The 25,274-nt window shown below is 75.9% G+C and carries 14 protein-coding genes; 12 read left to right on the top strand and 2 right to left on the bottom strand.

The window, feature by feature from the left end; all coding sequences use genetic code 11:
• Positions 1-24 precede the first annotated feature (24 nt).
• Entirely contained in the window at positions 25-501 is a 477-nt protein-coding gene (locus QF032_RS05745; protein ID WP_307040624.1) for an Lrp/AsnC family transcriptional regulator, read from the top strand.
• A gap of 141 nt (positions 502-642) precedes the next feature.
• On the opposite strand, the gene QF032_RS05750 is transcribed toward QF032_RS05745, so the two are convergent.
• The gene (locus QF032_RS05750) at positions 643-1,455 is read right to left on the bottom strand and encodes a LysR family substrate-binding domain-containing protein (RefSeq protein ID WP_307055192.1); all 813 of its coding nucleotides are present in this window, start codon (positions 1,453-1,455) and stop codon (positions 643-645) included.
• Positions 1,456-1,526: 71 nt separating this feature from the next.
• Between QF032_RS05750 and QF032_RS05755 the strand changes: the two genes are divergently transcribed.
• The 8 genes from QF032_RS05755 to QF032_RS05790 all read left to right on the top strand — a co-directional run bounded on the left by QF032_RS05755 (position 1,527) and on the right by QF032_RS05790 (position 15,840).
• The gene (locus QF032_RS05755; RefSeq protein WP_307040628.1) at positions 1,527-1,913 is read left to right on the top strand and encodes a DUF5997 family protein; all 387 of its coding nucleotides are present in this window, start codon (positions 1,527-1,529) and stop codon (positions 1,911-1,913) included.
• Between the two features lie 103 nt (positions 1,914-2,016).
• Positions 2,017-2,406 (top strand): cold-shock protein, encoded by a 390-nt coding sequence (locus QF032_RS05760; RefSeq protein WP_306954612.1) that lies wholly within the window; start codon positions 2,017-2,019, stop codon positions 2,404-2,406.
• Positions 2,407-2,528: 122 nt separating this feature from the next.
• Positions 2,529-3,383 (top strand): DUF4132 domain-containing protein, encoded by an 855-nt coding sequence (locus QF032_RS05765; RefSeq protein WP_307055194.1) that lies wholly within the window; start codon positions 2,529-2,531, stop codon positions 3,381-3,383.
• Positions 3,380-8,389 carry a hypothetical protein gene (locus QF032_RS05770; RefSeq protein WP_307055195.1) on the top strand — a complete coding sequence of 1,670 codons (5,010 nt, stop codon included), beginning with the start codon at positions 3,380-3,382 and terminating at the stop codon, positions 8,387-8,389. Before QF032_RS05765 ends, QF032_RS05770 begins: the two co-directional genes overlap by 4 nt.
• 35 nt (positions 8,390-8,424) lie before the next feature.
• The gene (locus QF032_RS05775; protein ID WP_307049934.1) at positions 8,425-9,612 is read left to right on the top strand and encodes an ATP-binding protein; all 1,188 of its coding nucleotides are present in this window, start codon (positions 8,425-8,427) and stop codon (positions 9,610-9,612) included.
• Between the two features lie 74 nt (positions 9,613-9,686).
• A complete protein-coding gene (locus tag QF032_RS05780; protein WP_373430461.1) occupies positions 9,687-13,382 on the top strand; it encodes a DUF5682 family protein in 3,696 nt (1,231 codons plus the stop codon).
• Positions 13,379-15,229, top strand: coding sequence for a hypothetical protein (locus QF032_RS05785; protein ID WP_307055197.1), 1,851 nt, complete (start codon positions 13,379-13,381; stop codon positions 15,227-15,229). Before QF032_RS05780 ends, QF032_RS05785 begins: the two co-directional genes overlap by 4 nt.
• A gap of 71 nt (positions 15,230-15,300) precedes the next feature.
• On the top strand, positions 15,301-15,840 hold the full coding sequence (locus QF032_RS05790; RefSeq protein WP_306954605.1) for a DinB family protein: 540 nt from the start codon (positions 15,301-15,303) through the stop codon (positions 15,838-15,840).
• 116 nt (positions 15,841-15,956) lie between these two features.
• Here the strand turns inward: QF032_RS05790 and QF032_RS05795 are convergent, their stop codons facing one another.
• Positions 15,957-17,375, bottom strand: coding sequence for a cytochrome (locus QF032_RS05795; RefSeq protein ID WP_307040636.1), 1,419 nt, complete (start codon positions 17,373-17,375; stop codon positions 15,957-15,959).
• Between the two features lie 288 nt (positions 17,376-17,663).
• Here QF032_RS05795 and QF032_RS05800 point away from each other — a divergent pair, with 288 nt between their 5' ends.
• Genes QF032_RS05800 through QF032_RS05810 form a run of 3 tightly spaced genes read left to right on the top strand, consistent with a single transcriptional unit; the run spans position 17,664 to position 25,265 of the window.
• Complete coding sequence (locus QF032_RS05800) at positions 17,664-19,232, top strand: acyl-CoA carboxylase subunit beta (RefSeq protein ID WP_373430462.1); 1,569 nt, start codon at positions 17,664-17,666, stop codon at positions 19,230-19,232.
• Positions 19,233-19,278: 46 nt separating this feature from the next.
• A complete protein-coding gene (locus QF032_RS05805; protein WP_307040640.1) occupies positions 19,279-21,024 on the top strand; it encodes a fatty acyl-AMP ligase in 1,746 nt (581 codons plus the stop codon).
• Complete coding sequence (locus QF032_RS05810) at positions 21,021-25,265, top strand: acyltransferase domain-containing protein (protein ID WP_307055199.1); 4,245 nt, start codon at positions 21,021-21,023, stop codon at positions 25,263-25,265. The genes QF032_RS05805 and QF032_RS05810 overlap by 4 nt, the downstream gene beginning before the upstream one ends.
• Positions 25,266-25,274 lie beyond the last annotated feature (9 nt).

Here is a 25,274-nt window from a genome sequence, read left to right on the forward strand (position 1 = left end):
TGCACGAAGGGACCGGGCGACCACATGGCCGTGGACGAGCTGGACACCCGCATACTGCGGCTGCTCATCGAACAGCCGCGGACCAGCGTGCGGGAGTACGCCCGCCTGCTCGGCGTCGCCCGAGGCACGTTGCAGGCCCGCCTCGACCGGCTGGAGCGGGACGGTGTGATCACCGGCACGGGACCGACGCTCTCCGCCGCCGCGCTGGGCCACCCGGTTCTCGCGTTCGTGCACATCGAGGTCACCCAGGGCCACCTCGACGAGGTGGGCGACGCGCTGGCCGCCGTCCCGGAGATCGTCGAGGCCTTCTCCGTCACCGGCGGCGGCGACCTCATCACCCGGGTCGTCGCCCGGGACAACGCGCACCTCGAGGACGTGATCCAGAAGCTGATCAGCCTGCCCGGGGTGGTCCGCACCCGCACCGAGGTGGCGCTCCGCGAACGCGTGCCGCACCGGCTCCTGCCGCTGGTGCGGTCGATCGGGCGGACGGCCGCGCGGTAGCGCTCCGCCGCGACCTGACGCGGCGATGGACCCGGCGCGTGGTGCGACCCCGGTGTGCCGACCGGCCGCGGGCGCTCTGGGGCGTGTTTCGAAAGTAGCGTGGTCCGCCCGGCCGGGCAGGCGGGACTCTTGAAACACGCCCTAGGAGCGGCGGCGGGGCTTGCCGCCGCCGGTGCCGCGCCGTCCGGCGCCGCCCTTCGTGCCGCCGCCGCTCCTGCCGCCGCCTCCGGCCTTCGCCCCGCCGCTGCGGCCACGGGCTCCGCCGGCTCCCCCGCCGGCCCTGCGGGGCGCGCCGCCCGGCTGCGGCTTGCGCGGCTGCCGCTCCTTCGCGGGCGTCGGCTGGGCCCGCCCTCGCGTGCTGTTGACCGTGCGGCCGCGGACGATCCCGATGAAGTCCTCGACCAGGTCGGTGGTCGCCTCCTCGGGCCAGGAGAGCGCGACCTCCGACCCGGGGGCGTCGACGACCGTGCGGTAGGTCAGGTCTCGGCGGTGGTGCAGGCGGGCCAGCGACTGCGGAACGATCAGGACGCCGATGTTCGCCGCGACCAGCTCGATCGCGTCCTCGGTGGTCGCGGGGCGTTCGAACGCCGCCTCGCCGGGCGGCCGGTCCCAGCCGAGGACGTCGTCGAGGGGATGCAGGACCACCTCGTCGCCGAGGTCGTCCAGGGTGATCTCCTCGGCTGCGGTGATCACGTGGTCCTTGGGGACCACGACGACGGTCGTCTCCGTGTAGAGAGGGATCGCGCTGAGCACCGTCCGGTCGACGGGAAGGCGCACCAGGGCCGCGTCGGCGACACCCTCGCGCAGGGCGTCGGAGGCCTCGGCGGGGGTGAGCTGGAGGAGGGTGAGGGGGACGTCGGGCAGGCGCTCCTGCCAGATCCGCACCCACTTGGCGGGCGTCACTCCGGGGACGTACGCGAGCCGGAACGAGGGGGAGTCCGCCGAGTCGGTCATCCCGCAAGGTTACCGGCTGCGGTCACCGGCCCTGGTCGGCGGTCTCGTCGGCGGCCGATACCCTGGGCCGCATGAAGTCGCAGCAGAGCACCCAGACGATGAAGGCCGCCACCGCGGCGAAGAAGCTGGGTGTGTACCTCCCCGCCACGCCCGCCGATTTCCAGGAGAACGACGTCTCGCGCGCCGAGCTGAACGAGCTGCAGGCGAACCCGCCCGAGTGGCTGGTGAAGCTGCGCGAGAGCGGTCCGCACCCCCGTCCTGTGGTCGCGGCCAAGCTGGGCGTGTCCATCGCGGGTCTGGCCCGCGGCGGGGTGACGGAGGCGCTGACCTCCGAGCAGATCGACGCGCTCAAGGAAGCAAGGCCGCAGTGGCTGGAGAAGGAGCGCGCCACGCAGGCCGAGGTCCGCAAGGAGTCCGCGCGCCTCAAGAAGCGGGACGCCGAGCGGGCCGAGGACTGACGTTCCCCCTTATCGGCACCGAGCCTCGCCCCCGCGCCGTCTCTGTGACTACGATCTGGGCAGGTTCACCGACGTGGGTGTTTCGAGGTTGCTGGGGGTTGGGATGGTTGCTGGTCGTGTGGTGCGCTTCGACAGCCAGCGGGGGTACGGGTTCATCGCTCCCGACGACGGCGGGGAGGATGTCTTCCTGCACGTCAACGACATGTTGATGCCCGAGTCCCAGGTCCGCCGGGGCATCGTGGTGGAGTTCGAGATCGAGGACGGCGAGCGCGGCCCCAAGGCGTCCGGGGTGCGGCTCGCGCGCGGCGAGGACGGCAAGCCCCTCACCGCCGACGACGACGTCCTGTGCGATGTCCTCAGCACGGAGGAGTTCGTCCGGGACGTGACCGAGGCGCTGCTGACGGCGGCGCCCTCGCTCACCGGCGAGCAGATCGTGCAGGTGCGGACCGGGCTGGCGCAGTTCGCCAAGAACCACGGCTGGGTCGAGGGCTGACCAGACCGCCCGCAAGCCCCCTCACCGGGCTCTTTCTCCAGGTCGGCGCCCGTACGGGCCCGCTGTCAGTGGCCTCCTCTACAGTTCCCGTCACTTGATCACTGCGGGTGCGGGAGGCACGCATGGGGTGGGTGTCGGCCGGCGACTACGAAGTCGCCCTCGAGGACGGCAAGGTGGTGTGCCGCAACGCGGCCGGACGGCGCTTGAAGTCCGTGCCGCCGAAGATCGCCGACGATCCGGCGGTGGTGGGGCTGCGCCAGCTCACCGAGTGGCTGGAACGGCACGAACGCCGGTGTCTGGCCGACGTCGAGCGGTGGATGGTGCGTTCGCTGCCGGTGCCGTTCGAGGTCGTCGCGCGGGTGTGGCCCGACCCCGCCTGGCAGGCCGCCCTGCGCGACCTCGTCGTCACCGGGGCCGACGGCGAGGTCGCGGGGTTCCTGCGGGACGCCGACGTGGAGCGCGGACTCGGCCTGGTCGACCTCGACGGCGACACCGTGCGCATCGTCCCCGACCTGGTCCGTCTCCCGCACCCCGTGCTCCTCGAAGACCTCGAGGAGCTGCGGGAGTTCGCCGTCGAACTCGGCGTCGAGCAGCGCGCCCAGCAGCTCTTCCGGGAGGTGTGGAAGCGGCCCGCCGCGCTCGACGCGCAGGACACGGCCGTCGAGGAGTACGCGGGTGGCGCCTTCAAGGAGCAGCGCTTCCTGCACGGCCGGGTGACCCAGCTCGGCTACCGGGTGCGCGGCGGTCACGCCGTCTGTTCCGTGCTGGAGGACGGCCGGACCGTCGAGGCCCGGGTGTGGGTCGGCGACTACGAGGGCTACGAGGAGACGGAGACCGGCCCCCTGGTGTTCACCGACTCCGCCGGCCGGGTGCTGAAACTCGGTCAGGTCGGGCCGGTGGCCTGGTCGGAGGGCATGCGGATGGCGGCCGCCCTGTACGCGGGCCGCGACGTCGAGGACGAGGAGCGGGCGGCATGACGACCTACGACGAGGCCACCGCGGCCGCGCTGCTCGACGCCGGCGCCGTGCTGCCCCCGGGCAGCACGGTCCGCGAGGACGCCGACACCCTCACCGTCCGCTCGTACACCCATCCCGTTCTGGGCGACCGGACGGTCGTGCGGCTCGTGCCGGACACCCTCGGCGACGCCGAGGACCTCGCTCTGGACTTCCTCGGGCTGACCCGCCGGGCGCAGACGCCCGAGGTCGGCCAGGTGCGCCGGGAGACGCTCGGCTTCCCCGCCTGGGCGCTGGTCAACGACCCGGCCAACGGTCACCACGCACTGGCGCTGGTCAAGGACGTCGAGCGGCTCGCACGGCAGGCCAAGTCCCGTCCCGGCACCGCCAAGGACGGCTTCGAGGAGCTCGGCGCCCGGCTCGGCCGGGCCGTGCCGCACTTCCTGCCCACCTTCTACGAGCAGGCGGCCCGCGTCTTCCTGCAGTACGAGAACACGACGTACGCCTCCGCGTTCTTCGGCAAGGCCCGCGAGGCGGAGCGGGTGCACGCGCTGACGGTCGACGAGGAGCGGCAGCGGGCCGTGTTCCTGGAATTCGCCTTCGCGGGGGCGCTGACCGTCAAGGCGCTCAAGGAACACGTCAAGGCGCTCGCCGCGCGGCTCGACCCGGCCGCGGCCTGGGCGCAGTTCCGGCAGTTGACGGTGGAACGCTGCGCGGCCGGCATGCCGCCCTACGCCTCGTTGCCGCAGGACGCGCGCGGGCTGATCAAGGCCGCCGGTCTCGACCGGGTCGCCGAGGAGTGCGCCCTGGTCGCCGACCTGCTCGCGTCGCCCGCGGCGGTCCGGGCCCCCGCGTCCTTCTGGAACGCCTACCGGCCGACGCTCGCCGTCCTCGCCGGGCAGCGGCCCGAGGTCCGCGGGCGCCTGCTGGAGATCATGCCGGCCGGCCTGGGCCGCTCCGTCGAGGACGACGAGTTCTGGCTGGCGCTGCTCGCGGAGTGCGGCGCCGACCTGCTCCTCACCGGCGGGACGGCGGCCGAGGTGGACGCGGCGGACTGGCTCGGCCGCTGGGCGCTGCACCGCAAGCACGGCGGGAACGTCAGCGGGCGCTCCCCGGCGACCCTCGCCCTCGTCGAGCGGATGGCGCCGCACCTGCGCGAGCAGGGCCGTCCCGTGGACCTGTGCACGGGACGCTGGCGGTCCGGCGCCGACGTGGACCTGCTGGACCTGTGCGTCGCGCGGGGCGTGCCGCTGACGCTGCCCGGCCCGGACGAGGTGGTCTTCCTCTCCCTGGACGACTGGATCGGCAAACCCGGTCCCGAACGGCGCGACCTCACGGCGATGGCGGCCGACCCGCGCTGTCGGCGTCTGCTGTACACCGACATCGGCACCCTCAAGGACCACCGGATCGCCGGCGGGGTGCTGGACGGTCTGGCCGCGCACCCCGTGCTCGGCGACGTCCTGCGCGAGTGGCTGGAGGACGCGGCCGGGGAACTGACGGCGGCGGTCGGCCTGCCCGCCGCGCGGGCCGCCCTGGAACGGCTGCGTCCCTTCCGGGCGGTGGCCGCCCGGGTGAGCCCGGCGGCGGTGGCCGCGGTCGCCGCCCACGAGGTCGCCCCCCTGCTCGGACACACGCTGCGGGCGGGCATCCTCGACGAACTGGGCTGGCCCGCGCTCGACGAGGCGCTGCGCCGGCTCGACGCCGAGACCGAGCCGGGCCGTAACCACGACAACCCGATGACCGTCCACGAGGCGTGGCCGGCGCTGATCGTCTCGCGCGAGCACAAGGTGTTCGTCGTCGGCCCGCAGGAGATCCTGTTGGAGCACGACCTGCGGCTGCCCGTGGAGCCGGACCGCTGGCAGCGTCCGGCGTTCCGCTACACGGACGGCGAACTGCTGGTGATGTGGCGGCAGGACGGCAAGCAGTTCGGGTACTGGTCCGCCCGCCCGTCCGACGTGTTCCCGCTCGGCGGCGAGCAGATCCCGCACTACTGGTACGGCGGCTCCGACGCCGGCGCCCCGTCGATCCCGCTGCCCGGCGGCGGCCGGGCCACCGGCGGGCGCACCCTGCACGCCGGCGACACCGTCCTGCCGGCCGGCCGGCGCGTCCTCGGCGACGGTGTCTCCTTGTGGCGTCAGGGCCGACAGGGCCGGCAGCAGGTGTGGCTCGAGTACGACCCGGCCACCGGCACGCACGGGCGTGCCTCGCTGCCCGCGTTCCTGCGGTCCGGCATCCGGGAGGACGCGACCCTGCGCCAGGACCAGTGCCAGGTGCTGCCGCTGCAACCGGGCCTGGAACAGAGCCCGTTCGGTACGGACGGCACGGTGCTCGGACGCTGGGTGCGCACCGAGGGCGAGGGCGCCGAGACACGCACGGTCGCCGGCACGCCGGACGGACGGACCGTCGCCCTGCCCTGGACCGACGGCCGGACGCCGGGCGAGTTGCTGGGCGCGCTGCGCCTGCCGGGGGGCGCCGAGCCGGTGGCCGTCGGCCTGCACCGGCAGGTCGCCCTGTACGCGGGCGACGGCTCGTCCGCGGCCGGTGAGCTCGGCCGGGTGACGCCGATGGAGCGCGGCAGCGAGTTCGCCGCCGGCACCCGGTTCGTCCCGCCGGTCGACTTCTGGCACGCGCTGCGTCCGCGCGACGAGGCCGCGTCGGCCGTGCTCCGGGCGCTGACCGACGAGCAGGCGGCCGGCCTGGTGCGGGCCGCGACCGAGGCGCTGGCACAACGGCGGGCGACCCTGGCGGCGGCCGGGGCGGTCGACGGAACCGCGGAGGCCCGGGCCGCCGTGCCGACCGCCGACGAGGTCCTCCGCCAGGTCGTGTCCGCCGCCCTGCCCTCGCTCGGCGATTCCGGGATCGTCACGGGGGTCGTCGCGCTGGTGCGCGCGGTGCTGCGGCTCGCGGAGTCGACCGCCTCGTTCGTGGCGCCGCCGGTCGACCGGCCGAAGGCGCAGAGCCGACGCGTGCTCGGCATGTACGCCGACCTCAAGCCCGAACACGGTGACGACCAGACGCTGCGCGAGGCCGCGGCGGGACTCGCCCAGACGCACGGCTGGTGGGGCGGCGAGGTGCGCTGGAGCGCACTGCGCCAGATCCGTTCCGTCAACGACGTGCTGTCCGGGAAGCCCGCCGACGGCACACCGCTGGGCGCGGCCTGCCGGTCCGCCGGCGCCGCCGACGGGTGGCGCAGCGACGAGTTCACCGTGCCCGGCATCGGCCTGGCGTGGACGCCTCTGCTGGACGTGCTGCGACCGCTCGCCTACCGCGCCGCGTCGCCTACGGTGACCGAGGCGCACCGCGAGGCGCTGCTCCTGCTGTGCGAGGCGGTCGCGGACGGGCCGCTCGCCGCCGCCGGCGGCGCCCTGCGCGAGGTCGTGCTGAGCGAGCCGCACGAGAAGCAGGAGCGGGCCGGGCAGGTGCTGCGCCGGGACGGCCGTACCGTCGTCGTGCTCGGCTGCCAGAGCATCGAGCGGCAGTCCGGACGGGTGCACTGGCTCGCCCTGGACCACGACCCGGCCTGCGCCTTCGGCGCGATCGCCCACTTCACCCTGACGCAGGAGACCCCGCACCCGGCGGTGTTCCCCGCCGAGGCGCTGAGCGCGGTCACCGCACTCGTCCGGGACAAGGGCCCGGCGCCCTGGCAGCCGGGAGCGACTGCCGCGCTCGCCGACGCGACGGGCGGCGGACTGGGACCGTTGCAGGCGGCTCTGCTGGTCGCCGGCGGGCCGGCGCAGCTCACGGCGGAGGTGATCGCCGCGACCGGACTGAAGCCGCGTCAGAAGGGGCTCGGCGACGCCCTGTTGTCCTCGGTCGGGCACGCCGACCGGATGGCGCTGATCGGCGCGCTGCTGCCGGTGCGCCCCGGCGACCTGTGGACGGCCGGACCGGACACGGAGGCAGCCGGCCGGGAGTGGGCCGAGCGGCTCGCCGGGGTCGTCCGGCTGCCCGAGGACCTCGCCGGGGAACTCTCCCTCGCCGGACTGCCCACGGGCTCCGTCGAGGAGGTCCTCAACCCGCAGCGCACCCCCTGGATCAGCCGCACCACCGTCCAACGGCCGGACAAGGACGGCAACCTCGTCGCGGAGGACCCGGCGGCGCTGCCCGGCCGCAGCGAGCTGACCCGCGCCGTGGCCGCGCTGGCCGGCCTCGCCTACTCGTTGCCGTACGCGCACCCGCTGCGGGCGCTCCTGCCGGGGGCTCTCGCCGCACTGCGCCGCCGCTTCGCCGATCCGGAGCTGCTGCTCGACCTGGACGTCGCTTGGACGGACACGGGCGCCTCGGCGGCGGTCGAACTGCGCAAGGCGTACGGGCTGCCCGCCGTGGGCGGCGCCGACGCGCACGGTCTGACGCACGCGGGCGAGGCGCTGGTGCTGCGCCCCTGGTACGGCGAGCGGGAGACCGTGCTGGTCCGGCCGGGCGCGCTGCGCACCCCCGACGACCCGGTGTTCGGCCTGGTGGAGGGGCTCGTCGGCGAGGGCCGGGGGCACGGCATGCGGGCGCTGCGGACCCTCCTCGGCGAGGAGCTCACCCGCGCGGTCACGGCCGGCGCCGATCCCGCGGGGGCTTTCGGATACGCCCAGGACCCGACCGTCGGCGTACCCGGGCTGGTCGCCGAGGTCGCGGCACACCACGGGCTGGGCGAGGACGCGGCGGCGTTCTACCTCCAGTTGCTGGCACTGCCGGACCCCACGGACCGCAACTGCGTCCGCTGGACCGGCTGGAAGCCGGCCCGGACGAAGCGGGCCCGCGCCGAACTCGCGGCGAGCGGCCTGGTCGTCGAGGCCAAACGGGCGCGCGCCGGGCGTACGTTGTTCCTGCCCTGCGGCTGGCTCGACCTGAAGTCCCCCGCGCTGCCGGTGGAGCTCTGGAAGAAGGGGCTCTACCCGATTCCCGCCTACGGGCGCGCCGTGCCGCTGGTGCCGGTGCCCGAGCTGTTCACGCGCGCGTGGGAACGCGTCCGCTCCGGCGACGCCCCGGCCTACGAGGAGCTCACCACCCGCGCCACCCGCAAGGGCCGCCGCCGATGACCACCGCCCCGTCCCCCCTGGAAGAGCGCGAGCCGATGACCGTCACCGCCCCGTCCTCCCCCGTCCCGTCCGCCGACCCGGTACGGCAGATCGTCCCGCCCGAGGACCGGTACGCCGCCGAACTGGCGTTCCTCGCCGCCTACGACGACGGGCCGCGGCCGCCTGCCTGGCGACTCACCCCGCGTGCGGTGGTCACGTTCGTCATGGGCAGCGCGGGCCGTGCCCTGAAGCTCCCCGACGACGCGGAGACGCCCGAAGGGGTGCCGCGCCGGATGACGGTGGAGGGCAAGTTCGTCGGCGACCGTGCGCTGGTCGAACGGTGCGTCGTGACGCTGGCCGGCGAGCGCGGGCTGCTGCTCGTCGGCGAGCCCGGAACCGCCAAGTCGATGCTGTCCGAGCTGCTGTCCACCGCCGTGTGCGGCACCAGCGGCCTGGTCGTGCAGGGGACCGCCGGCACGACGGAGGACCAGCTCAAGTACGGCTGGAACTACGCCCTGTTGCTGGCGCAGGGACCGAGCAGGCAGGCGCTGGTGCCGTCGCCGGTGCTGACCGCCATGTCCCGGGGCGCCATAGCGCGCGTCGAGGAGGTCACTCGGTGCCTGCCCGAGGTGCAGGACTCGCTGGTCTCCCTGCTGTCCGAGCGGCGCATGGCCGTTCCCGAACTGGCGGGCACCGGTGACGCGTTGGCGCATGCCGCGCCCGGCTTCAACATCATCGCCACGGCCAACCTGCGGGACAAGGGCGTGTCGGAGATGTCGGCGGCCCTCAAGCGCCGCTTCAACTTCGAGACGGTCGGCCCGATCCCGGACCTCGACGCGGAGACGGCGCTGGTGCGCAGCCAGGCGCGGGCCTCGGTGGAGCGGGCGGGCGCGCCCTTCCAGGTCGACGACGCGGTGCTGGAGGCGCTGGTGACCGCCTTCCGTGACCTGCGGGAGGGGCGGTCGGCGGAGGGCTGGGAGGTGGAGCGGCCGTCCACCGTGATGAGCACCGCGGAGGCGGTGTCCGTCGCGGGTGCGCTGGCCCTCGCCGCGGCCTACTTCCCCGGGGACCGCGACGTGCTGGGTCTGCTGCCGGGCCATCTGCTCGGCGTGGTCCGCAAGGACGATCCGGCCGACGCGGCCCGGCTGCGCGGCTACTGGGACGGGCCCGTCCGACGCCGGGCAGAGCAGGGGTCGGCCACCTGGCGCACCCTGTGGGACCTGCGCACGGTCCTGGAGGGCTGACGACCGTGTCCCTCCACCCCACCGCGGACCTGCCGGACTCCTCGAGCCCCCCGGACTCCGCGGGCCTCCCGGACCTGCCCGGCTCCGCCGGCTCCCCCGGTCCCCTCGGTTCCGTCAGCGGCATCGGCTCCCCCGGCGAGGCTCTCGCCGTCCTCACCGACTCCGCCGGGCCCTGTCTCATCGGCGTCCGGCACCACGCGCCCTCGCTGGCCGCCGCCGTGCCCGCGCTCCTGGACGAGGCGCGGCCGGACGTGGTGCTCGTGGAGCTGCCGGCGGAGATGCAGGAGTGGCTGGGCTGGCTCGGGCACGAGGAGACCCGGGCCCCCGTCGCGCTCGCCGCCGCGCCCGGCGACGGGCGGGGCGTGGGCCCGGCGTTCTACCCGTTCGCCGACTTCTCGCCGGAGCTGGCCGCCGTGCGCTGGGCCGCCCGGCGCGGCGTCCCGCTGATCGCCTGCGATCTGCCGCTCGCGGACCGGGCGTGGGGCGAGGGGCGCGGCGGCGCGGCTCAGGGCGAGGCCCTCGGGCTGACCGGCGCGCTGCGGGCCGGACTCACCGGCCGCCCCGGGGACGATCTGTGGGACCGACTCGTCGAGGCCGCCGCGCCGGGCTCACCGCCCGAGGCGCTGCGCCGGGCGGCCCTGCTGACGGGGTGGGCGCTGCGCGCGGAGGCGTCCGCCGGCGGCGGGGTTCCGGAGCTGGACCTGCGGCGGGAGCGGTGGATGCGGTCGCGGATCGCGGAGGCCACCGCGCACGGTGAGCGGGCCGCCGTGGTCGTCGGCGCCTTCCACGCGCCGGCGCTGACCGCAGCGGCCCTCGCCGACGGCGGCGGGAACGCCGAAGGGCGGGCGGAGGAGCGCCGGGCCGGAGCCGAGCGGGGCGACGCATCCCCTTCGACGGACGGCGGCCGGGTCGGCGACACGACCGGCCGGGCGACCGCCTGGATCACCTCGCTCGTCCCGTACACCTACGCCCTCCTCGACGAACGGTCCGGGTACCCGGCGGGAATCCGGGACCCGCGGTGGCAGGAGACGGTGCTGCGGGCGGCGGGCGATCCGGCGGCGCTGGAGGAGGCGCTGGTCCGGGCCGCCGTGCGGATCTGCGCGGAGCTGCGCGCGCTCGGACATCCGTCGGGGCCGGCGGACGCGCGCGAGATCAGCCGGCTGGCCTCGGACCTCGCCCGGCTGCGCGGGCTGCCCTCGCCGGGCCGGGGCGAGCTGGTCGAGGCGGTGCAGACGGTCCTCGCGCAGGGCGAGCCGTACGGACGGGGGCGGGCCGTCGCACGGGCGATGGAACGGGTGCTCGTCGGGTCGCGCACCGGCCGGCCCGCACCGGACGCGCCGCGCTGCGGACTGGCCCCGGCCGTCGAGGCCGAGACGGCCGCGCTGGGCCTGCCGGGCCCGCAGGACGGCGCCGGCCCGGCCCGGGACCTGCGGCTCGACCCGCTGCGGTCCGACCTCGACCGGCGCCGGGAACTGCTGTTGCGCCGGCTCACGGTGTGTGGGGTGCCGTACGGGGAGGCGAAGGAGGTGGTCGGCGCGGGCGGCGCGCAGGCTCTCACCTCGCGCTGGGACGTGCGCTGGACGCCGGCGACGGCGGCCATGCTGACGGCGGCCGGCGTACGGGGCGTCACCGCGGCCCAGGCCGCCGAGGGCGTGCTCCGGGAGCGCCTGCGCACCGAACGGGAGGAGGGCGGGTCGACCGCCGCCCAGGTCCTTCGGGGGCTCGAGGAGGCCGCGGAGTGCGGGTTGCCGGTGCTCGCGGACGAACGGCTGGACGCCATCGCCGGGGTGCTGCCGCAGGCCGGCACGCTTCCCGAACTCCTCGCCGGTCTCGCTCTGTCGGACCGCCTGCGCGCCGGGCACGTGCCGGGGCTGGGCGCCGACGAGGGGCGGACGGCGCGGGCGGCCGCCGTGGCCGAGCTGCTCACCTCGGCGGCGGTGCGTCAGGTGGACGGACTGACCGGGTCCGAGGACCCGGCCGACGCCCACGCGCTGCTGGAACTCGCCCACCGGGCCGACCTGTCGGGCGGGGTCCGGCTCACCGACGCGCTGGCCCGGCTGGCCGCCGGCGGCTCGCCCCTGATGCGCGGCGCCGCGGGAGCCGTCCGGGTGCTGCTCGGGCAGGAGGACGCGCGCGCCTTCGGCGACCGGGTCGCGTCCTGGGTGGACGGGGCCGTCGATCCCGACTCCCGCGCGGCCCTGACCGCCCGGCTGAGCGGGCTGCTGACCGCCGCGGGCCCCCTGCTGGAGGCCGCGGAACCCGCTCTGACGCCGTTGCTCGACCGTGTCGCCGCGTTGCCCGACCGGGAGTTCCTGGACCGGCTTCCGGCGCTGCGGGGCGGTTTCGAGACCCTGAGCCCGGCGGCCCGCGACCGGCTCCTCGCCTCCGTCGAGGAGCGCCTCGGCGTCCGGCACGTCGGGGACACGGAGGGCGTCGACCCGGTCGCGCTCTCCATCTGGGCCGGGGCGGACCTCGCCGCGCGCGACGCCCTGCGCACACTGGGCCTGCTGCCGGCGGCGCGGGGCGTCGACGCCCGGACGTCGCCCATTGCGGAGGCGGCCTCCGCCCCCGCGGCCGTCGCCGTCGCTCCTGACGCCGTCGCCGCCGAGACCGGCCCCCACCCGGCCGGGGGCGACGAGGACACGTCCCCCGGCGAGGACCGTCGCCTCGCCGCCGACGACCGGTGGCGGCTCGTGCTGGGGCGGCGCGCCGACCGACTGCCCGCGTCCGCCCGCTCGTTGGCGACGGCCCTGGACGAGCTGTACGGCAGCGGACGCGGCGAGGGCAGCAGAGGGGACCTGACGGGTCCGGGGGCCGGCGGCGGGCGGGAGGCGCCGTATCCCGGGGCGCGGGAGTGGTCTCAGGAGCTCGCCGCGCTGTTCGGCCCGGGCATCCGGGAGGAGGTGCTGGCGGCGGCCGCTGCGGCGGGCCGCAAGGACGTCCTCGCGGAACTGGACGCGGACAGCGTGCGCCCGTCGGTGGAACTTCTGCAGACCGTGCTGCGGCACGCGGGCGGGCTTGCGGAAGCCCGGCTCGCCGCGCTGCGCCCGCTCGTACGACGGCTCGTCGAGGAGCTGACCCGGGAGCTGGCGACCCGGCTGCGTCCCGCCCTGCACGGTACGGCCCTGCCGCGGCCGAGCCGACGGCCCGGCGGCGGCCTCGACCTGCCGCGCACCCTGCGCGCCAACCTGACGACGGCGCGGCGCGGCCCGGACGGCGTCGTGCGGGTCGTCCCCGAGCGGCCGGTGTTCCGCAGCCGGGCGCGGCGGGCTGCGGACTGGCGGCTGATCCTGGTCACGGACGTGTCGGGGTCCATGGAGGCGTCCACGGTGTGGGCCGCGCTGACGGCGTCGGTGCTGGCCGGCGTGCCGACCCTGTCGACGCACTTCCTGGCGTTCTCCACGGAGGTCATCGATCTCACGGGCCATGTCGAGGACCCGCTGTCGCTGCTGCTGGAGGTCAGTGTGGGCGGCGGCACGCACATCGCAGCGGGTCTGCGACAGGCCCGCGAGCTCGTCACGGTGCCCTCCCGGACCCTCGTCGTGGTCGTCAGCGACTTCGAGGAGGGCTATCCGCTCGGCGGGTTGCTCGCCGAGGTGCGGGCGCTCGTCGGGTCGGGCTGCCATGTGCTGGGCTGCGCGAGTCTCGACGACACGGGCCGGCCGCGCTACTCCACGGGCGTCGCCGGGCAGCTCGTCGCCGCGGGCATGCCCGTCGCCGCCCTCAGTCCGCTAGAACTCGCCCGCTGGGTAGGGGAGAAGATCGCATGAGCCCGGACCTGTTGCCTCCGGTCGCCCCGTCCGTCACCGCCGACCTGGTCGAGGCGCTGTCGCCGAGGCTGCGGGGGCGTCTGGACGCCGGCATCGCCAAACTGGCGGCCCGGCCGCTCGTCCGCGACGGGGACACCGTGCGGATCGCCGTCGACGACGACACCGACCTCGAACTGCACGCCCCGGGCGGCGTGGTGACCAGCGCGGACGCGATCCGCTGCGGATGTCTGCTGGCGCCCGGCTGTCTGCACCGCGCGGCGGCGGCCTCCGCCGCGCCGGTGGCGCAGGACGCCCCGACGGCCGCGACGCCGGCCCCGGCCGGGCAGGAGTCCGAGCCGGCACGGGAGGGCGGGCCCGGACGAGGGCGGTCACCGCGGCCGGGCTCCTCGGCAGGGACCACCGCTCCCGACGCGTCCTTTGCTCCCGATGCGCCCGCCGTCAGCGAAGCGCCCGCCGCCGATCTCCCCTCTCCCGCTCAACTCGCCGCCGCACAAGCCGTGTTCGACGCCGCGTCCGACGTACTCGACGCCGGGACGGACGGGTCCGGCGCGGTGCTCCAGGCGGCGCTGCTGCGTGCCGCGCACACCGCGCGACTCGCGGGACTGCCCCGGGCCGCAGCGGCGGCGGTCTCCGTGGTCACCGGGGTGCGCGCGGCCCGATGCGCCGACCCGGCCTACCGGCTGCCCGAACTCGCCGACGCGCTGAGGGACGTCCTCGCCGTGGCGCACCGTCTGCCGTCCGCGAGCGGCCCGGTGCTGGCCGAACTGCGGGGAACGGTACGGCAGCCGTACACCCCCGACGGTTCGCTGCGCCTGTACGGGGTCTTCTCCGAACCCGTCCTGACGGCGACCGGTCACGCGGGCGCGGTCACCTGGACCGCCGACGCCGCAGGGCGCCTGTACACGGTCTCCGACGTGGCTCCCGGCGGGCCCGGCCGGGCGACCGGCGCCGCCGACCGGACCGTGCGGATCGGCGACACCGCTCTGACCCACCGTGAGCTGGCGCGCGCCGGCCTCGCGGTGTCCGGCGCGACCGTCTCCCCGGCCGGCCGGCTCGGCGCGGGGGCCCGGGTGCGGGCGGTGCGCGCCTCGGGCGCCGACTGGAGCGCGGAGCCGCTCGACCGGCTGTGGAGGGTCCCCGTCGCCGAGCAGGTCGCCGGCGCCCTGGCCGGTGGTCGTGACCTGCTGTTCCTCACCGTGACCCTCGCGGGGCCGGTCCGGGAGGCGACGGGCGACTGCCTGCTGGCCGACTGCGAGGGGCGTGCCCTGCGGCTCGTCGCGGCGCACGACCACCCGGCCCTGCCCTGCCGCGACAACCTCCGGCTGCTGGCCGCCGCCCGCGGCAGCCGCCTGCGGATCGTCGCCCGGCTCACCCAGGGGCCGCTTCCCCGCGCGCTGCTGCTCGCCGCCGAACACCCGAGCAGGTCGGACGCCCGGGTCGACCTGGGCCTGGACCGTCTGCGCCACGCCGACCTGCCCACCGGGACGGCCGTCCCCGCACCCGCCGTCGCACCCGTGGCCGACGAGGCCCCGTTGCATCTGCTGCGCCGGCGCGTGCACCAGACCGTGTCCGGGGGCCGCCGGGTGCTGGCGTTCCCCGGCGGCGGGACGGGGGACGGGCCGCGGCTGCGTCGTGCGGGCCTCGGTACCGCGGGCGACCTCCTGGACGAACTCGGGGCCGCCGCCGCGGACCGCTCCCGCGACGCCTTCGGCCGGCTGCTCCCCGCCGACACGGGCCGCTTCGCCCGCGCGTGGCTGGCCTCGGCCCTCTACACGGGCGAGGTCGAACGGGCACTGTGCGCGGCGGCATGGGGTACCGGCAGGGAGGTGACCACCCCGGCGTTTTAGGTCAGGATCTGACCTCAATCGCTCCTAGTGTGGTCCTCGACCGCGGAACAGGATCGACCGAGGACAGAACTATGAGCGACTCCCCCACCCTCACCCCGTCCCTCACCGGCGAGCGCGCCGACCTGCTGGCAGCGCTGACCAAGGCCCGGCACTTCCTGCGCTTCACCACACGTGACCTCACCGACGAGCAGGTCGGACAGCGGACCACGGTGAGCGAGCTGTGTCTCGGGGGCCTGATCAAACACGTCACCTCCGTCGAGCGGAACTGGGTCGGCTTCATCCTCGAAGGCCCGTCGGCGATGCCCGACTTCACCAAGATGACCAAGGACGACTGGGCCGCGCGAGCCGCCGAGTTCCGGATGCTGCCGGGCGAGACGCTGACCGGCGTGCTGAAGGAGTACGCCGAGGCGGCCTACCGCACGGACGAACTGCTCGCCACGCTGCCCGACCTGGACGCGGAGCAGCCGCTGCCGCCGGCCCCCTGGTTCGAGCCGGGCGCACGGCAGACGGCCCGTCGGGTCCTGCTGCACATCGTCGCCGAGACCGCCCAGCACGCCGGGCACGCGGACATCATCCGCGAGGCCATCGACGGGGCGAAGAGCATGGGCTGAGGCCGGCCGGTCTCGTCGGCGTGCGCCCGCCGGGTCGAAGGGCGGGACGGCTCCTCGCCGGGCGGGACGGCTGAGGCGCCGCCCCCGCGCGGCGGTCCCCGCCACCCGCCGCCGGCTCAGCGGCCCACGCCGATGAGGCCCGTCAGGTAGCGCCAGAGCGAGGAACGCTGCCGGATCGCCGGGTCCGCAGGCGTCGGGTCCGCCGCCGTCTGCTCGCCCGGTTCCGTTTCCGCAACCGGGCTCGACTGCGGCCCGGGCGTCGCGGCGAGTTCGTACCGCACCGGCAGCGAGCGAAGTCCCCGCATGAACGGGGAGGAACGCCACGGCAGTTGGTCGACGGGCAGGGCGAGCTCCAGGTGGGAGAACCGCTCGAACAGCCGGCCCACGCCGACCGCCGCGACCGTCGAGGCGAGTTCGCGCGCCGGGCACTGGCGGCGGCCCGCGCCCCAGGCGAGATGCGCCCGCGTGCTGACCGTGGTGCCGGACTCCACCTGACCGGCGAACAGCGGGTCGGCGTGCGCCGCCGCGGAGGAGACCCACACCGGGTCGCCCGCCCGGATGACGTGGTTGCCCAGCGGAGTGTCCTCAGCCGCGAACCGCGGCACGAAGTTGACCAGTGGCGGTTTGCGCATGACCACCCGGTTCATGCTCTCCCGGACCATTCCCGCGGACAGGCTGGCCCGCGCGCCGCCGCCCTCGCCGGAGATGACCTCGACCACGGTGTTGGAGATGAGGATGCCGACGTGGTCGGAGGTCATCCCCAGCAGCATGAACAGCTCACGGGCCAGCTCGTCCAGCGACAGGTCGGGGTGCGCCGCCAACAGGTACGAGGGGAAGTCCTCCCCCGGCGTCTTCAACTTCACCGCCGCCAGCTCCGCGAGCGCCGCCAACAGGCGGTCCAGCGCCGGTTCGGCGTCCGGGCCCGCGTCCAGCACCCGCCACATGTCCATCAGCGCGTCGTCGCCCTGGGACCCGGGGAACCCGAGCAGGCGGCTCGCGACCATCAGCGGCAGCGGACGGGCGAACTGGGCGGACAGATCCGCCAGGCCCGTGCCGCCGGCCTGGCCCACCAGACCGATCAGCTCGTCGGCGTAGGCGGTGACGGCCGTCTTCAGGCGCTTGGCCTGGGGGTGCCGCGGGTCCTGGAACGGCTTGAGCGCCGCGTCCCACGCCGTGCGCAGCGCCGGGTAGCCGGGACCGCCCTGGATCAGCACGTGGTTGACCTCGAGGGACGGTCCGAGCGGCCAGTCGGCCGGCACCCTGCCCTCCGAGCGGGCCCGCCAGTTCTCCAGCCCCTTCGGCCACGCGGCGTCGTCCTGGAGCACCTCGAGCGACTCGCGGTAGCCGAGGACCAGCCAGGCGGGCACGCCCAGCAGGTCGACCGGCGCGACCGGGCCGTGGCGTTGACGCAGCCGCTCGTACACGAGGGAGGGACGCGTCTCGTAGTCCCGGGTCAGAAGCGGTTCGAGAGTCATCGACTCCAACCGCGCGCCGTCGAGGTCCACGGATCCGCCGCCGTCCACCTGCGATTCCACTGCTCTGCCGCCCCCTTGGCACTCCCCATACCGGCGCGTCGTCATCGGCAGCCGGAACCGGGGGGACCCTATCCCAGGCTCCCGCCCCGGGGAACGACCGGGGCGCGACCCGAACTCACGAAGGAGGGCGCGGCCGGCGGGCCACGGGAGGGGGCCGGGCCGGCGATTGCTTGTCACGGCAGGACGAATCCACGCCCGCCGGGACTCATCTCACGCAAACGCAACGGCGATCACTGGGGGCCACAGCGGCATCGCTGCCATATTCGAGAACCACTTTCGGAGGTGGCTGTGACGCGAGAGGCGACAACGCCCCAGGCGACCAAGACCGGTTCGGCGGACGGCACCGCCGCACGCATCGCGGACCTGGCGCATCGTCAGGAGCAGGCCGCGGTGGCGGTCCCGCCGCGCAGACGCGGGGCGCTCGGCGCGCGGGAGCGGATCGAACGGCTCCTGGACCAGGGCTCCTTCACCGAGACCGGCCTGTTCGTCCGGGCCCGGCCGACGGGCGACGGCGCCCGCCGGCCCGACGGCGACGGGGTGGTCACCGGGTACGGCACGGTCGACGGACGTCCCGTCTGCGTCTTCGCGCAGGACTCCACCGTCTTCGGCGGCAGCATGGGCGAGGCCTTCGGCGAGAAGACGGTTGCCCTGATGGACCTCGCGCTGAAGACCGGTTGTCCGGTCATCGGACTCAACGACTCCGGCGGCGCCCGCATCCAGGAGGGCGTCGCCTCGCTCGCCCTCTACGCCGAGCTGGTGCGGCGCAACGTGAAGGCGTCGGGGGTCATCCCGCAGATCTCGGTCGTCCTCGGGCCCTGCGCGGGCGGGGCCGCGTACTCGCCGGCCATCACCGACTTCACCGTGATGGTGGACGGTGTCTCGCACATGTTCGTCACCGGGCCCGACGTCATCGAGGCGGTCACCGGCGAGCGCACCACCGCGGAGGAGCTGGGCGGCGCCCGGGCCAGCAACTCCGTGAACGGCAACGCCCACTTCCTCGCCGCCGACGACGAGGACGCCCTCGACATCGTCCGCGACCTGCTGTCGTACCTGCCGTCCAACAACCTCGCGCGGCCCCCGGAGTACGCGCCCGCGCCCGCCCCCGGCGGGGCGGGGCTCGACCAGGTGGTGCCCGACCGGACCGGTCAGGCCTACGACATGCGCGACATCCTGCGGGCCGTCGTCGACGACGGTGAACTGCTCGAGGTGCAGGAGCTGTTCGCGCCGAACATCGTCTGCGCGCTGGCACGGCTCGAGGGCGCCAGCGTGGGCGTCGTCGCCAACCAGCCGCTGCACGCGGCCGGCGTCCTCGACATCGACGCCTCCGAGAAGGCCGCCCGGTTCGTGCGGTTCTGCGACGCCTTCGGCATCCCGCTGGTGACCTTCGCCGACGTCCCCGGCTATCTCTCCGGAGTCCACCAGGAGCGGGCCGGCATCATCCGGCGCGGCGCCAAACTGCTGTACGCGTACGCCGAGGCGACGGTGCCGAAGGTCACGGTGGTGGTGCGCAAGGCGTACGGCGGCGGGTACGCGGTGATGGGCTCCAAGCACCTGGGCGCCGATCTCAACCTGGCCTGGCCGACGGCGCGGATCGCCGTCATGGGCGCGGAGGGCGCCGTCGGCGTGCTGCACCGGCGTGAACTGGCGGCCGCCGACGACCCCGAGGCGCTGCGGGCCCGTCTCGTCGCCGCGTACGAGTCCGTCCACGGCACCCCGTACCCCGCCGCCGAGCGCGGATACGTCGACGCCGTCATCGCCCCCCGGGAAACGCGTGCGCAGCTGTGCCGCGCGCTGCGCGCGCTGCGCGGCAAACGCGCCCCGATGCCGGAGCGCCGGCACGGGAACATCCCGCTCTGATCCCCCCGGACCGCCGGCCGAACCGTGACGTGAGGAGCCACGCCCGATGGACAGCCGCCCCCCGCTCATACCCGCGTACCGGACACTGCCCGAGTACGTGCGCCACTGGGCCGAGACCACTCCCGACCGCCGGGCGTTCACCTTCGTCGACCATCCCGCCGCGCGCTCGCGCGGCGTGCACCGCACCCTGACCTGGCAGGGCCTGGACCGGCGGGTGCGCGCGCTCGCGGACCGGCTCGCCGGCCGGGCCGAGCCGGGGTCCCGGGTCGCGCTGCTGTGCCCGCAGGGAACGGACTACGTCACCGCCTTCCTCGCCGCGCTGAGCGCGGGGATGGTCGCCGTGCCGCTGTATCCGCCGGGCCTGGCCGGGCACGCGGACCGGCTCACCGGCGTCCTGGCCGACGCGCGCCCCGAGGTCGTGGTGACCTCGGGCCACGTCCTGGCGGAGGTGGAGGCCTTCTGCGGGCCGTCGCGGGTGTCGGTGATCACCGCGGACCCGGTGTCCGGCGCCTCTGCCGGGACCGCGCCGCCCGCGGTGCCGGACGCCGGGGCGACCGCCTATCTCCAGTACACCTCCGGCTCCACCCGCGCGCCGGCGGGGGTGGAGATCACCCACGCCAACGTGGTCGCCAACGCCCGTCAGGCGCTCACCGCCTACGGCGCCGACAGGCATCCGGTGACGTGCGTGGGCTGGCTGCCGCTCTACCACGACATGGGGCTCGTGCTGAGCGTCGCGGCGCCGGTCGTCGGAGGCCATCTGTCGGTGCTCATGGACCCGGCCGCGTTCCTGCACGAACCCGCCCGCTGGCTGCGGCTGCTCGCCGCGCATCCGCGCGCGGTGAGCGCGGCGCCGAACTTCGCCTACGAGTACTGCGCGACCGCCGTCACCGACGCGCAGAAGGCGGACCTCCGGCTGGACGGCGTCGCCGCGCTGGTCAACGGCAGCGAACCGGTGCGGCCCGGCACCGCCGACCGCTTCCACGCCGCGTTCGCCGCCCAGGGGCTCGCCGCCGACGTGCACTGCCCGTCGTACGGGCTCGCCGAGGCCACCGTCTTCGTCAGCGCGTCCGCCCCCGGCGAGCCGCTGCGCCGGTTCGCCCTCGACCGGGACGCCCTCGCCGCCGGAAAGGCCCTGCCCGCCCGGCCGGACGACGCCGACGCCGTGTTGCTGACCGGCTGCGGCGCTCCGGTGGACCAGCAGGTCCGCATCGTCGATCCCGTCTCCCGCACGGCCCTGTCCGAGGGCGAGGTCGGGGAGATCTGGGTGCGGGGCCCCAACGTGGGGCGGGGCTACTGGAACAACGAGCCGCAGAGCCGGCGGGTGTTCGGCGCCGAGCTCGCCGGCGTCCCGGGCGGCTGGCTGCGCACCGGCGACCTGGGGACACTGCTGGAAGGGGAGTTGACGGTCACCGGACGGCTGAAGGACCTCATCGTCGTCGACGGCCGCAACCACTACCCGCAGGACGTGGAGGGCACCGCCCAGGACGCGCATCCGGCCGTGCGACGCGACCGGCTCGCCGCCTTCGGCGTCCCGGGCGTCCGGCGCGGCGAGGGCGAGCGGGTGGTGCTCGTCGCCGAGCACGCGCGGACCTCGCGCCTCGACGACATCGACGTGCCGGCGCTGGCGCGGGTTGTGCGGGCGGCCGTCTCCGCCCGGCACGGGCTGCGGCTCGCCGACGTCGTCCTCGTCGCCCCGGGCGCGGTGCCCCGCACGTCCAGCGGCAAGGTGTCGCGGGCGCTGACCCGCGCCCGCTATCTGGAGGGCGCCTTCGCGGCGCGGAGCGCGGGATGAGGGCCGCCGACGAGGAGGCGCTGCGCCGGCTGATCACGGACCGGGTGACCGCCTGGCAGGGCGGGCTCGCGGACGCCGGGCCGGCGGGCAGGCCGGCGGATGCGCCGGAGGACCTGCACAGGGCCGTACCCATGGACGTGCCGCTGGCCGATCTCGGGATGTCCTCGCGGGACGCGGTCGTGCTGGCCGGGGAGCTGTCCCGGCTGACGGGCCGTGAGCTGCCGGCGACCCTGCTCTGGGAAGCGCCCACCGCCCAGGCGCTGGTGGCGCACCTGTGCGCCACGGCAGCGCAGCACACCGCGGCGCGGGACACCGCCGCGACGCATGCTCCCGCAGCGGTCGCGGCCGGTGTCCCGGCGGGGTACGGGGAGCCCGTCGCGGTCATCGGGGTGGGGTGCCGGCTGCCGGGAGGGGTGCACGGGCCGGCCGGCTACTGGCAGCTGCTGTGCGAGGGCGTCGACACGATCGGGCGGGTCCCGGCGGACCGCTGGCGCGACTTCGCCGCGTTCCCGCCGGCCGAGGCTCCGACGCACGGCGGCTACCTCGACGACGTGGCCGGATTCGACGCCGACTTCTTCCGCATCACCCCGCGTGAGGCCGCGGTGATGGACCCGCAGCAGCGGATCCTCCTGGAGGTGGTCCGCGAGACGCTCGACCACGCCGCGGTGCCGGCCACCGCCCTCGCCGGCACGGCCACCGGCGTCTTCGTCGGCGTCAGCGCCGCCGAGTACGGACAGCTCACCGGCGCCGACGCGGCGGACGTCGACCCCTGGGCGCCGGCCGGCGCGGCGCTCAGCGTGACGGCGGGACGGCTGGCCTACGCGCTCGACACGCGCGGGCCGAGCATGGCCGTCGACACAGCCTGCTCGTCCTCCCTGGTCGCCCTGCACCACGCCTGCGTCAGTCTGCGCACCGGCGAGAGCGACACGGCGATCGCCGCCGGGGTCAACCTGCTCCTGTCACCCGTCGTCGGCGTGGCGTTCGGCCAGGCGGGCGCCCTCGCGCCGGACGGGCGCTGCAAGCCGTTCTCCGCGGCGGCCGACGGCATCGGCCGGGGCGAGGGCTGCGCGGCCGTGCTCCTGAAGCGGCTCTCCGACGCCGAGCGGGACGGCGACCGCGTCCTCGCCGTCGTGCGGGCCACCGCCGTCAACTCCGACGGCCGCTCCAACGGGCTGCTGGCCCCCAACCCCGCAGCGCAGCAAGCCCTGTTGACGACCGCGTACGGGCGGGCCGGGCTGGTCGCCGCGCACGTCGACTACGTCGAGGCGCACGGCACGGGCACCCCGCTCGGCGACCCGATCGAGGCCGGCGCGCTGGACGCGGTGCTGGGAGCGGGCCGCGACCCCGAACAGCCGCTGCTGCTCGGCTCGGTCAAGGGAAACCTCGGCCATCTGGAGGCCGCGGCGGGCCTCGCCGGGCTGGTGAAGACGGTTCTCGCGCTGCACCACGACCTGATCCCGCCCTCCCTGCACTGCACGCGCGGAAGCGCCGTGGGCGAGGCGCGGCTGCGGGTGGTGACCGAGCCCGAGCCGTGGCCCCGCTACGGCGGCACGGCCACCGCCGGCGTGTCGGGTTTCGGCTTCAGCGGCGCCAACGCCCACGCGGTGCTGGAGGAATGGCGGCCCGACGTCCTCCCGCCGCCGGTCGAGGAGCCGGTCGCCCGGCTGCATCTGCTGTCCGACGTCGACGCCGAGCGGGTCCGGGACACCGCCGGCCGGCTGGCCGCGTGGCTCCGCACGCCCGAGGGGAGGGCGGCCCGCCCGGCCGACGTGGCGCGGACGCTCGCCGGACGCACCGGCCGCGGTCCCGTGCGCGCCGCCGTGGTCGCCCACGACGGCGACGAACTGGCCGACTCCATGGGCGCGTTGGCGCAGGGCCGCCCGCATCCGTGCGCGGTGACCGGTGACCGTGATCTCGTCGGGCGCGGCCCGGTGTGGGTGTTCTCCGGATACGGCAGCCAGTGGCCGGGCATGGGACGCCGGCTGCTGGCCGAGGAACCGGTGTTCGCCGCCGCCGTGGAGAAACTCGACGCGCAGCTCGCCGGGGAATGCGGGTTCTCCCTGCACGACCGGCTGACCTCCGAAGACCCCCTGGACTGCCTGGAGATCGCGCAGCCCGTGCTGTTCGGGGTGCAGGTGGCGCTCGCCGAGACGTGGCGCGCGTACGGGGTGGAACCGGCCGCGGTGATCGGCCACTCGATGGGCGAGGTGGCCGCCGCCGTCTGTGCGGGCGCGCTGGAAGTGCCGGAGGCCGCCCGGGTCATCGCCGTACGCGCCCGTCTGCTGGGCGGGCTGCGGGGCGGCGCGATGGCCGTGGTCGAGGTGGACGACGCCGAACTCGCCGCCCTTCAGAGGGACTTCCCCGGCGTTCAGGTCGCCGTCCACTCCTCGCCCGGGCAGAAGGTGGTCACCGGGGAGGGGTCGGCGGTCGCGGGGCTCGTGCGCCGGCTCGAGGAGGAGGGACGCGCCGCGCGGGTGATGCGGGTGGCCGGCGCCGGGCACTCGTCCCAGGTCGATCCGCTGCTGCCGGAGCTGACCGCGGCCCTGGCCGAGGTCCGGGGGCGGCGTCCGCAGGTGCCGGTGTACTCCACCGTCCTCGACGACCCGCGCGGTGACTGCGCGTTCGACGCCGCCCACTGGGCCGCCAACCTGCGTCGGCCGGTGCGTCTGGACCGGGCCGTCGCTGCGGCGGCGGCCGACGGCCACACCGTGTTCGTGGAGATCTCGCCGCATCCGGTCCTGGCGGGGCCGATCGCCGACACCGTGCCCGGCGCGCTCGCGGTGGGCTCCCTGCGTCGCGACGCGGACGGCGGCGCCGCGTTCCTCACGCAGGTGGGCGCCCTGTACGCGGCGGGGCTGCCCCTGCCGCCGCCGGCGGGCCGCGTCGTCGACGTGCCCGCACCGCGCTGGCGGCACACCCGGCACTGGTGGACGGACGGCCGGCCCCGCGCCCCGCGTCCCGCGGCGAGCCGCCCGGCCGGGCACCCCGGACCGGCTCACGGCCCCACGGCCGTCGCCGCTCCCGTCACGTGGGCCGACCCTGCGGCGCGGGTTCCCGCCCTTGCCACTGCCTCTGCCCAGGAGGCCGAACCGGCCGGGCACGCGGACACCGTCGGGGAGGCGGCACCCGTCGCGGAGGCCGGCGGCGCCGCATCGGTCGCCACCCGTCTCGGCCGTCACATCGCGGACGTCACGGGTCACCCGGCGGCCCGGATCACGCCCTCCACCGCGCTGGCCGACCTCGGTCTGGACTCGCTGATGGCGGTCCGCATCCGCACCGCCGTGGAGCGCGAGTTCGCCGTCGCACTGCCGCTGCGCGACCTGCTCGGCGCCGCCACGGTCGCCGAAGCGGCCGAACGCATCCGGCGGGCCCTGCCCACCCCGGAGGACGGCCCGGACGGCCCCTCACCGCAGCGCCTCCTGCGCCCCTTGCGCCCCGGCGGCGCGCGCCCGCCGCTGTTCCTCTTCCACGCGGCCGGGGGCGCCCCCGACGTCTACCGCACCCTCGCCGAACGGCTGGGGGACGTCCGCCCCGTGCTGGGCGTGGAACGGCTGGAGGAGGCCGGCACCGTGCCGGAGAAGGCGCGCCGCTACGCCGAGGCGATCGACGCAGCCCACCCCGCCGGGCCCCTGCTGCTGGGTGGCTGGTCGTTCGGCGGCTTCCTGGCGCAGGAGACGGCACGGCTGCTCACGGACGCCGGGCGGGCCGTACCGCTGGTCGTGCTCATCGACTCGGTGCGCCCGCTGCTCCCCCGGCCCGGTCCGGCTCGGGCCGACCGCGTCCGCGCGCACTTCGAGGGGTTCGCCCGGCACGTCGCGGACGTGTACGGGGTCCGTCTTCGGCTGCCCTACGACGAGCTCGCGGCGACGGACGACGACCGCGAGCGCATCGACCTCGTCCTGCGGGCCCTGCGCGCCGCAGCGGACGTGCCGTCCGCCGCGCTGGAGCACCAGCGGGCCTCCTACCTGGATCTGAGGATCGGCGAGGCCCACCGCCCGAGCCGTTATGACGGTCGTGTGGTGCTGTACCGGGCGACCGAGCCGGCTCCGCACACCGTGCGCGACCCGGCCTACGAACGCGACGACGAGCACCTCGGCTGGGACGCCGTGTGCCCGGATCTGACAGTGGTGCCGGTCCCGGGGCACCACCTGTCACTGCTCGACCCCCCGCACGTCGACGAGATCGCCGCCCACCTGCGGCAGTCGCTCGCCGCGCCGGGCGGAACCGCCGAACCGCACTGAGGAGCCGCC

The organism is Streptomyces achromogenes, assembly GCF_030816715.1.
GTDB lineage: Bacteria > Actinomycetota > Actinomycetes > Streptomycetales > Streptomycetaceae > Streptomyces > Streptomyces achromogenes_A.

Coding starts and splice junctions, on each gene's coding strand:
- QF032_RS05745 (WP_307040624.1), top strand. CDS start 25: ATGGCCGTGGACGAGCTGGACACCCGCATACTGCGGCTGCTCATCGAA.
- QF032_RS05750 (WP_307055192.1), bottom strand. CDS start 1,455: ATGACCGACTCGGCGGACTCCCCCTCGTTCCGGCTCGCGTACGTCCCC.
- QF032_RS05755 (WP_307040628.1), top strand. CDS start 1,527: ATGAAGTCGCAGCAGAGCACCCAGACGATGAAGGCCGCCACCGCGGCG.
- QF032_RS05760 (WP_306954612.1), top strand. CDS start 2,017: ATGGTTGCTGGTCGTGTGGTGCGCTTCGACAGCCAGCGGGGGTACGGG.
- QF032_RS05765 (WP_307055194.1), top strand. CDS start 2,529: ATGGGGTGGGTGTCGGCCGGCGACTACGAAGTCGCCCTCGAGGACGGC.
- QF032_RS05770 (WP_307055195.1), top strand. CDS start 3,380: ATGACGACCTACGACGAGGCCACCGCGGCCGCGCTGCTCGACGCCGGC.
- QF032_RS05775 (WP_307049934.1), top strand. CDS start 8,425: ATGACCGTCACCGCCCCGTCCTCCCCCGTCCCGTCCGCCGACCCGGTA.
- QF032_RS05785 (WP_307055197.1), top strand. CDS start 13,379: ATGAGCCCGGACCTGTTGCCTCCGGTCGCCCCGTCCGTCACCGCCGAC.
- QF032_RS05790 (WP_306954605.1), top strand. CDS start 15,301: ATGAGCGACTCCCCCACCCTCACCCCGTCCCTCACCGGCGAGCGCGCC.
- QF032_RS05805 (WP_307040640.1), top strand. CDS start 19,279: ATGGACAGCCGCCCCCCGCTCATACCCGCGTACCGGACACTGCCCGAG.
- QF032_RS05810 (WP_307055199.1), top strand. CDS start 21,021: ATGAGGGCCGCCGACGAGGAGGCGCTGCGCCGGCTGATCACGGACCGG.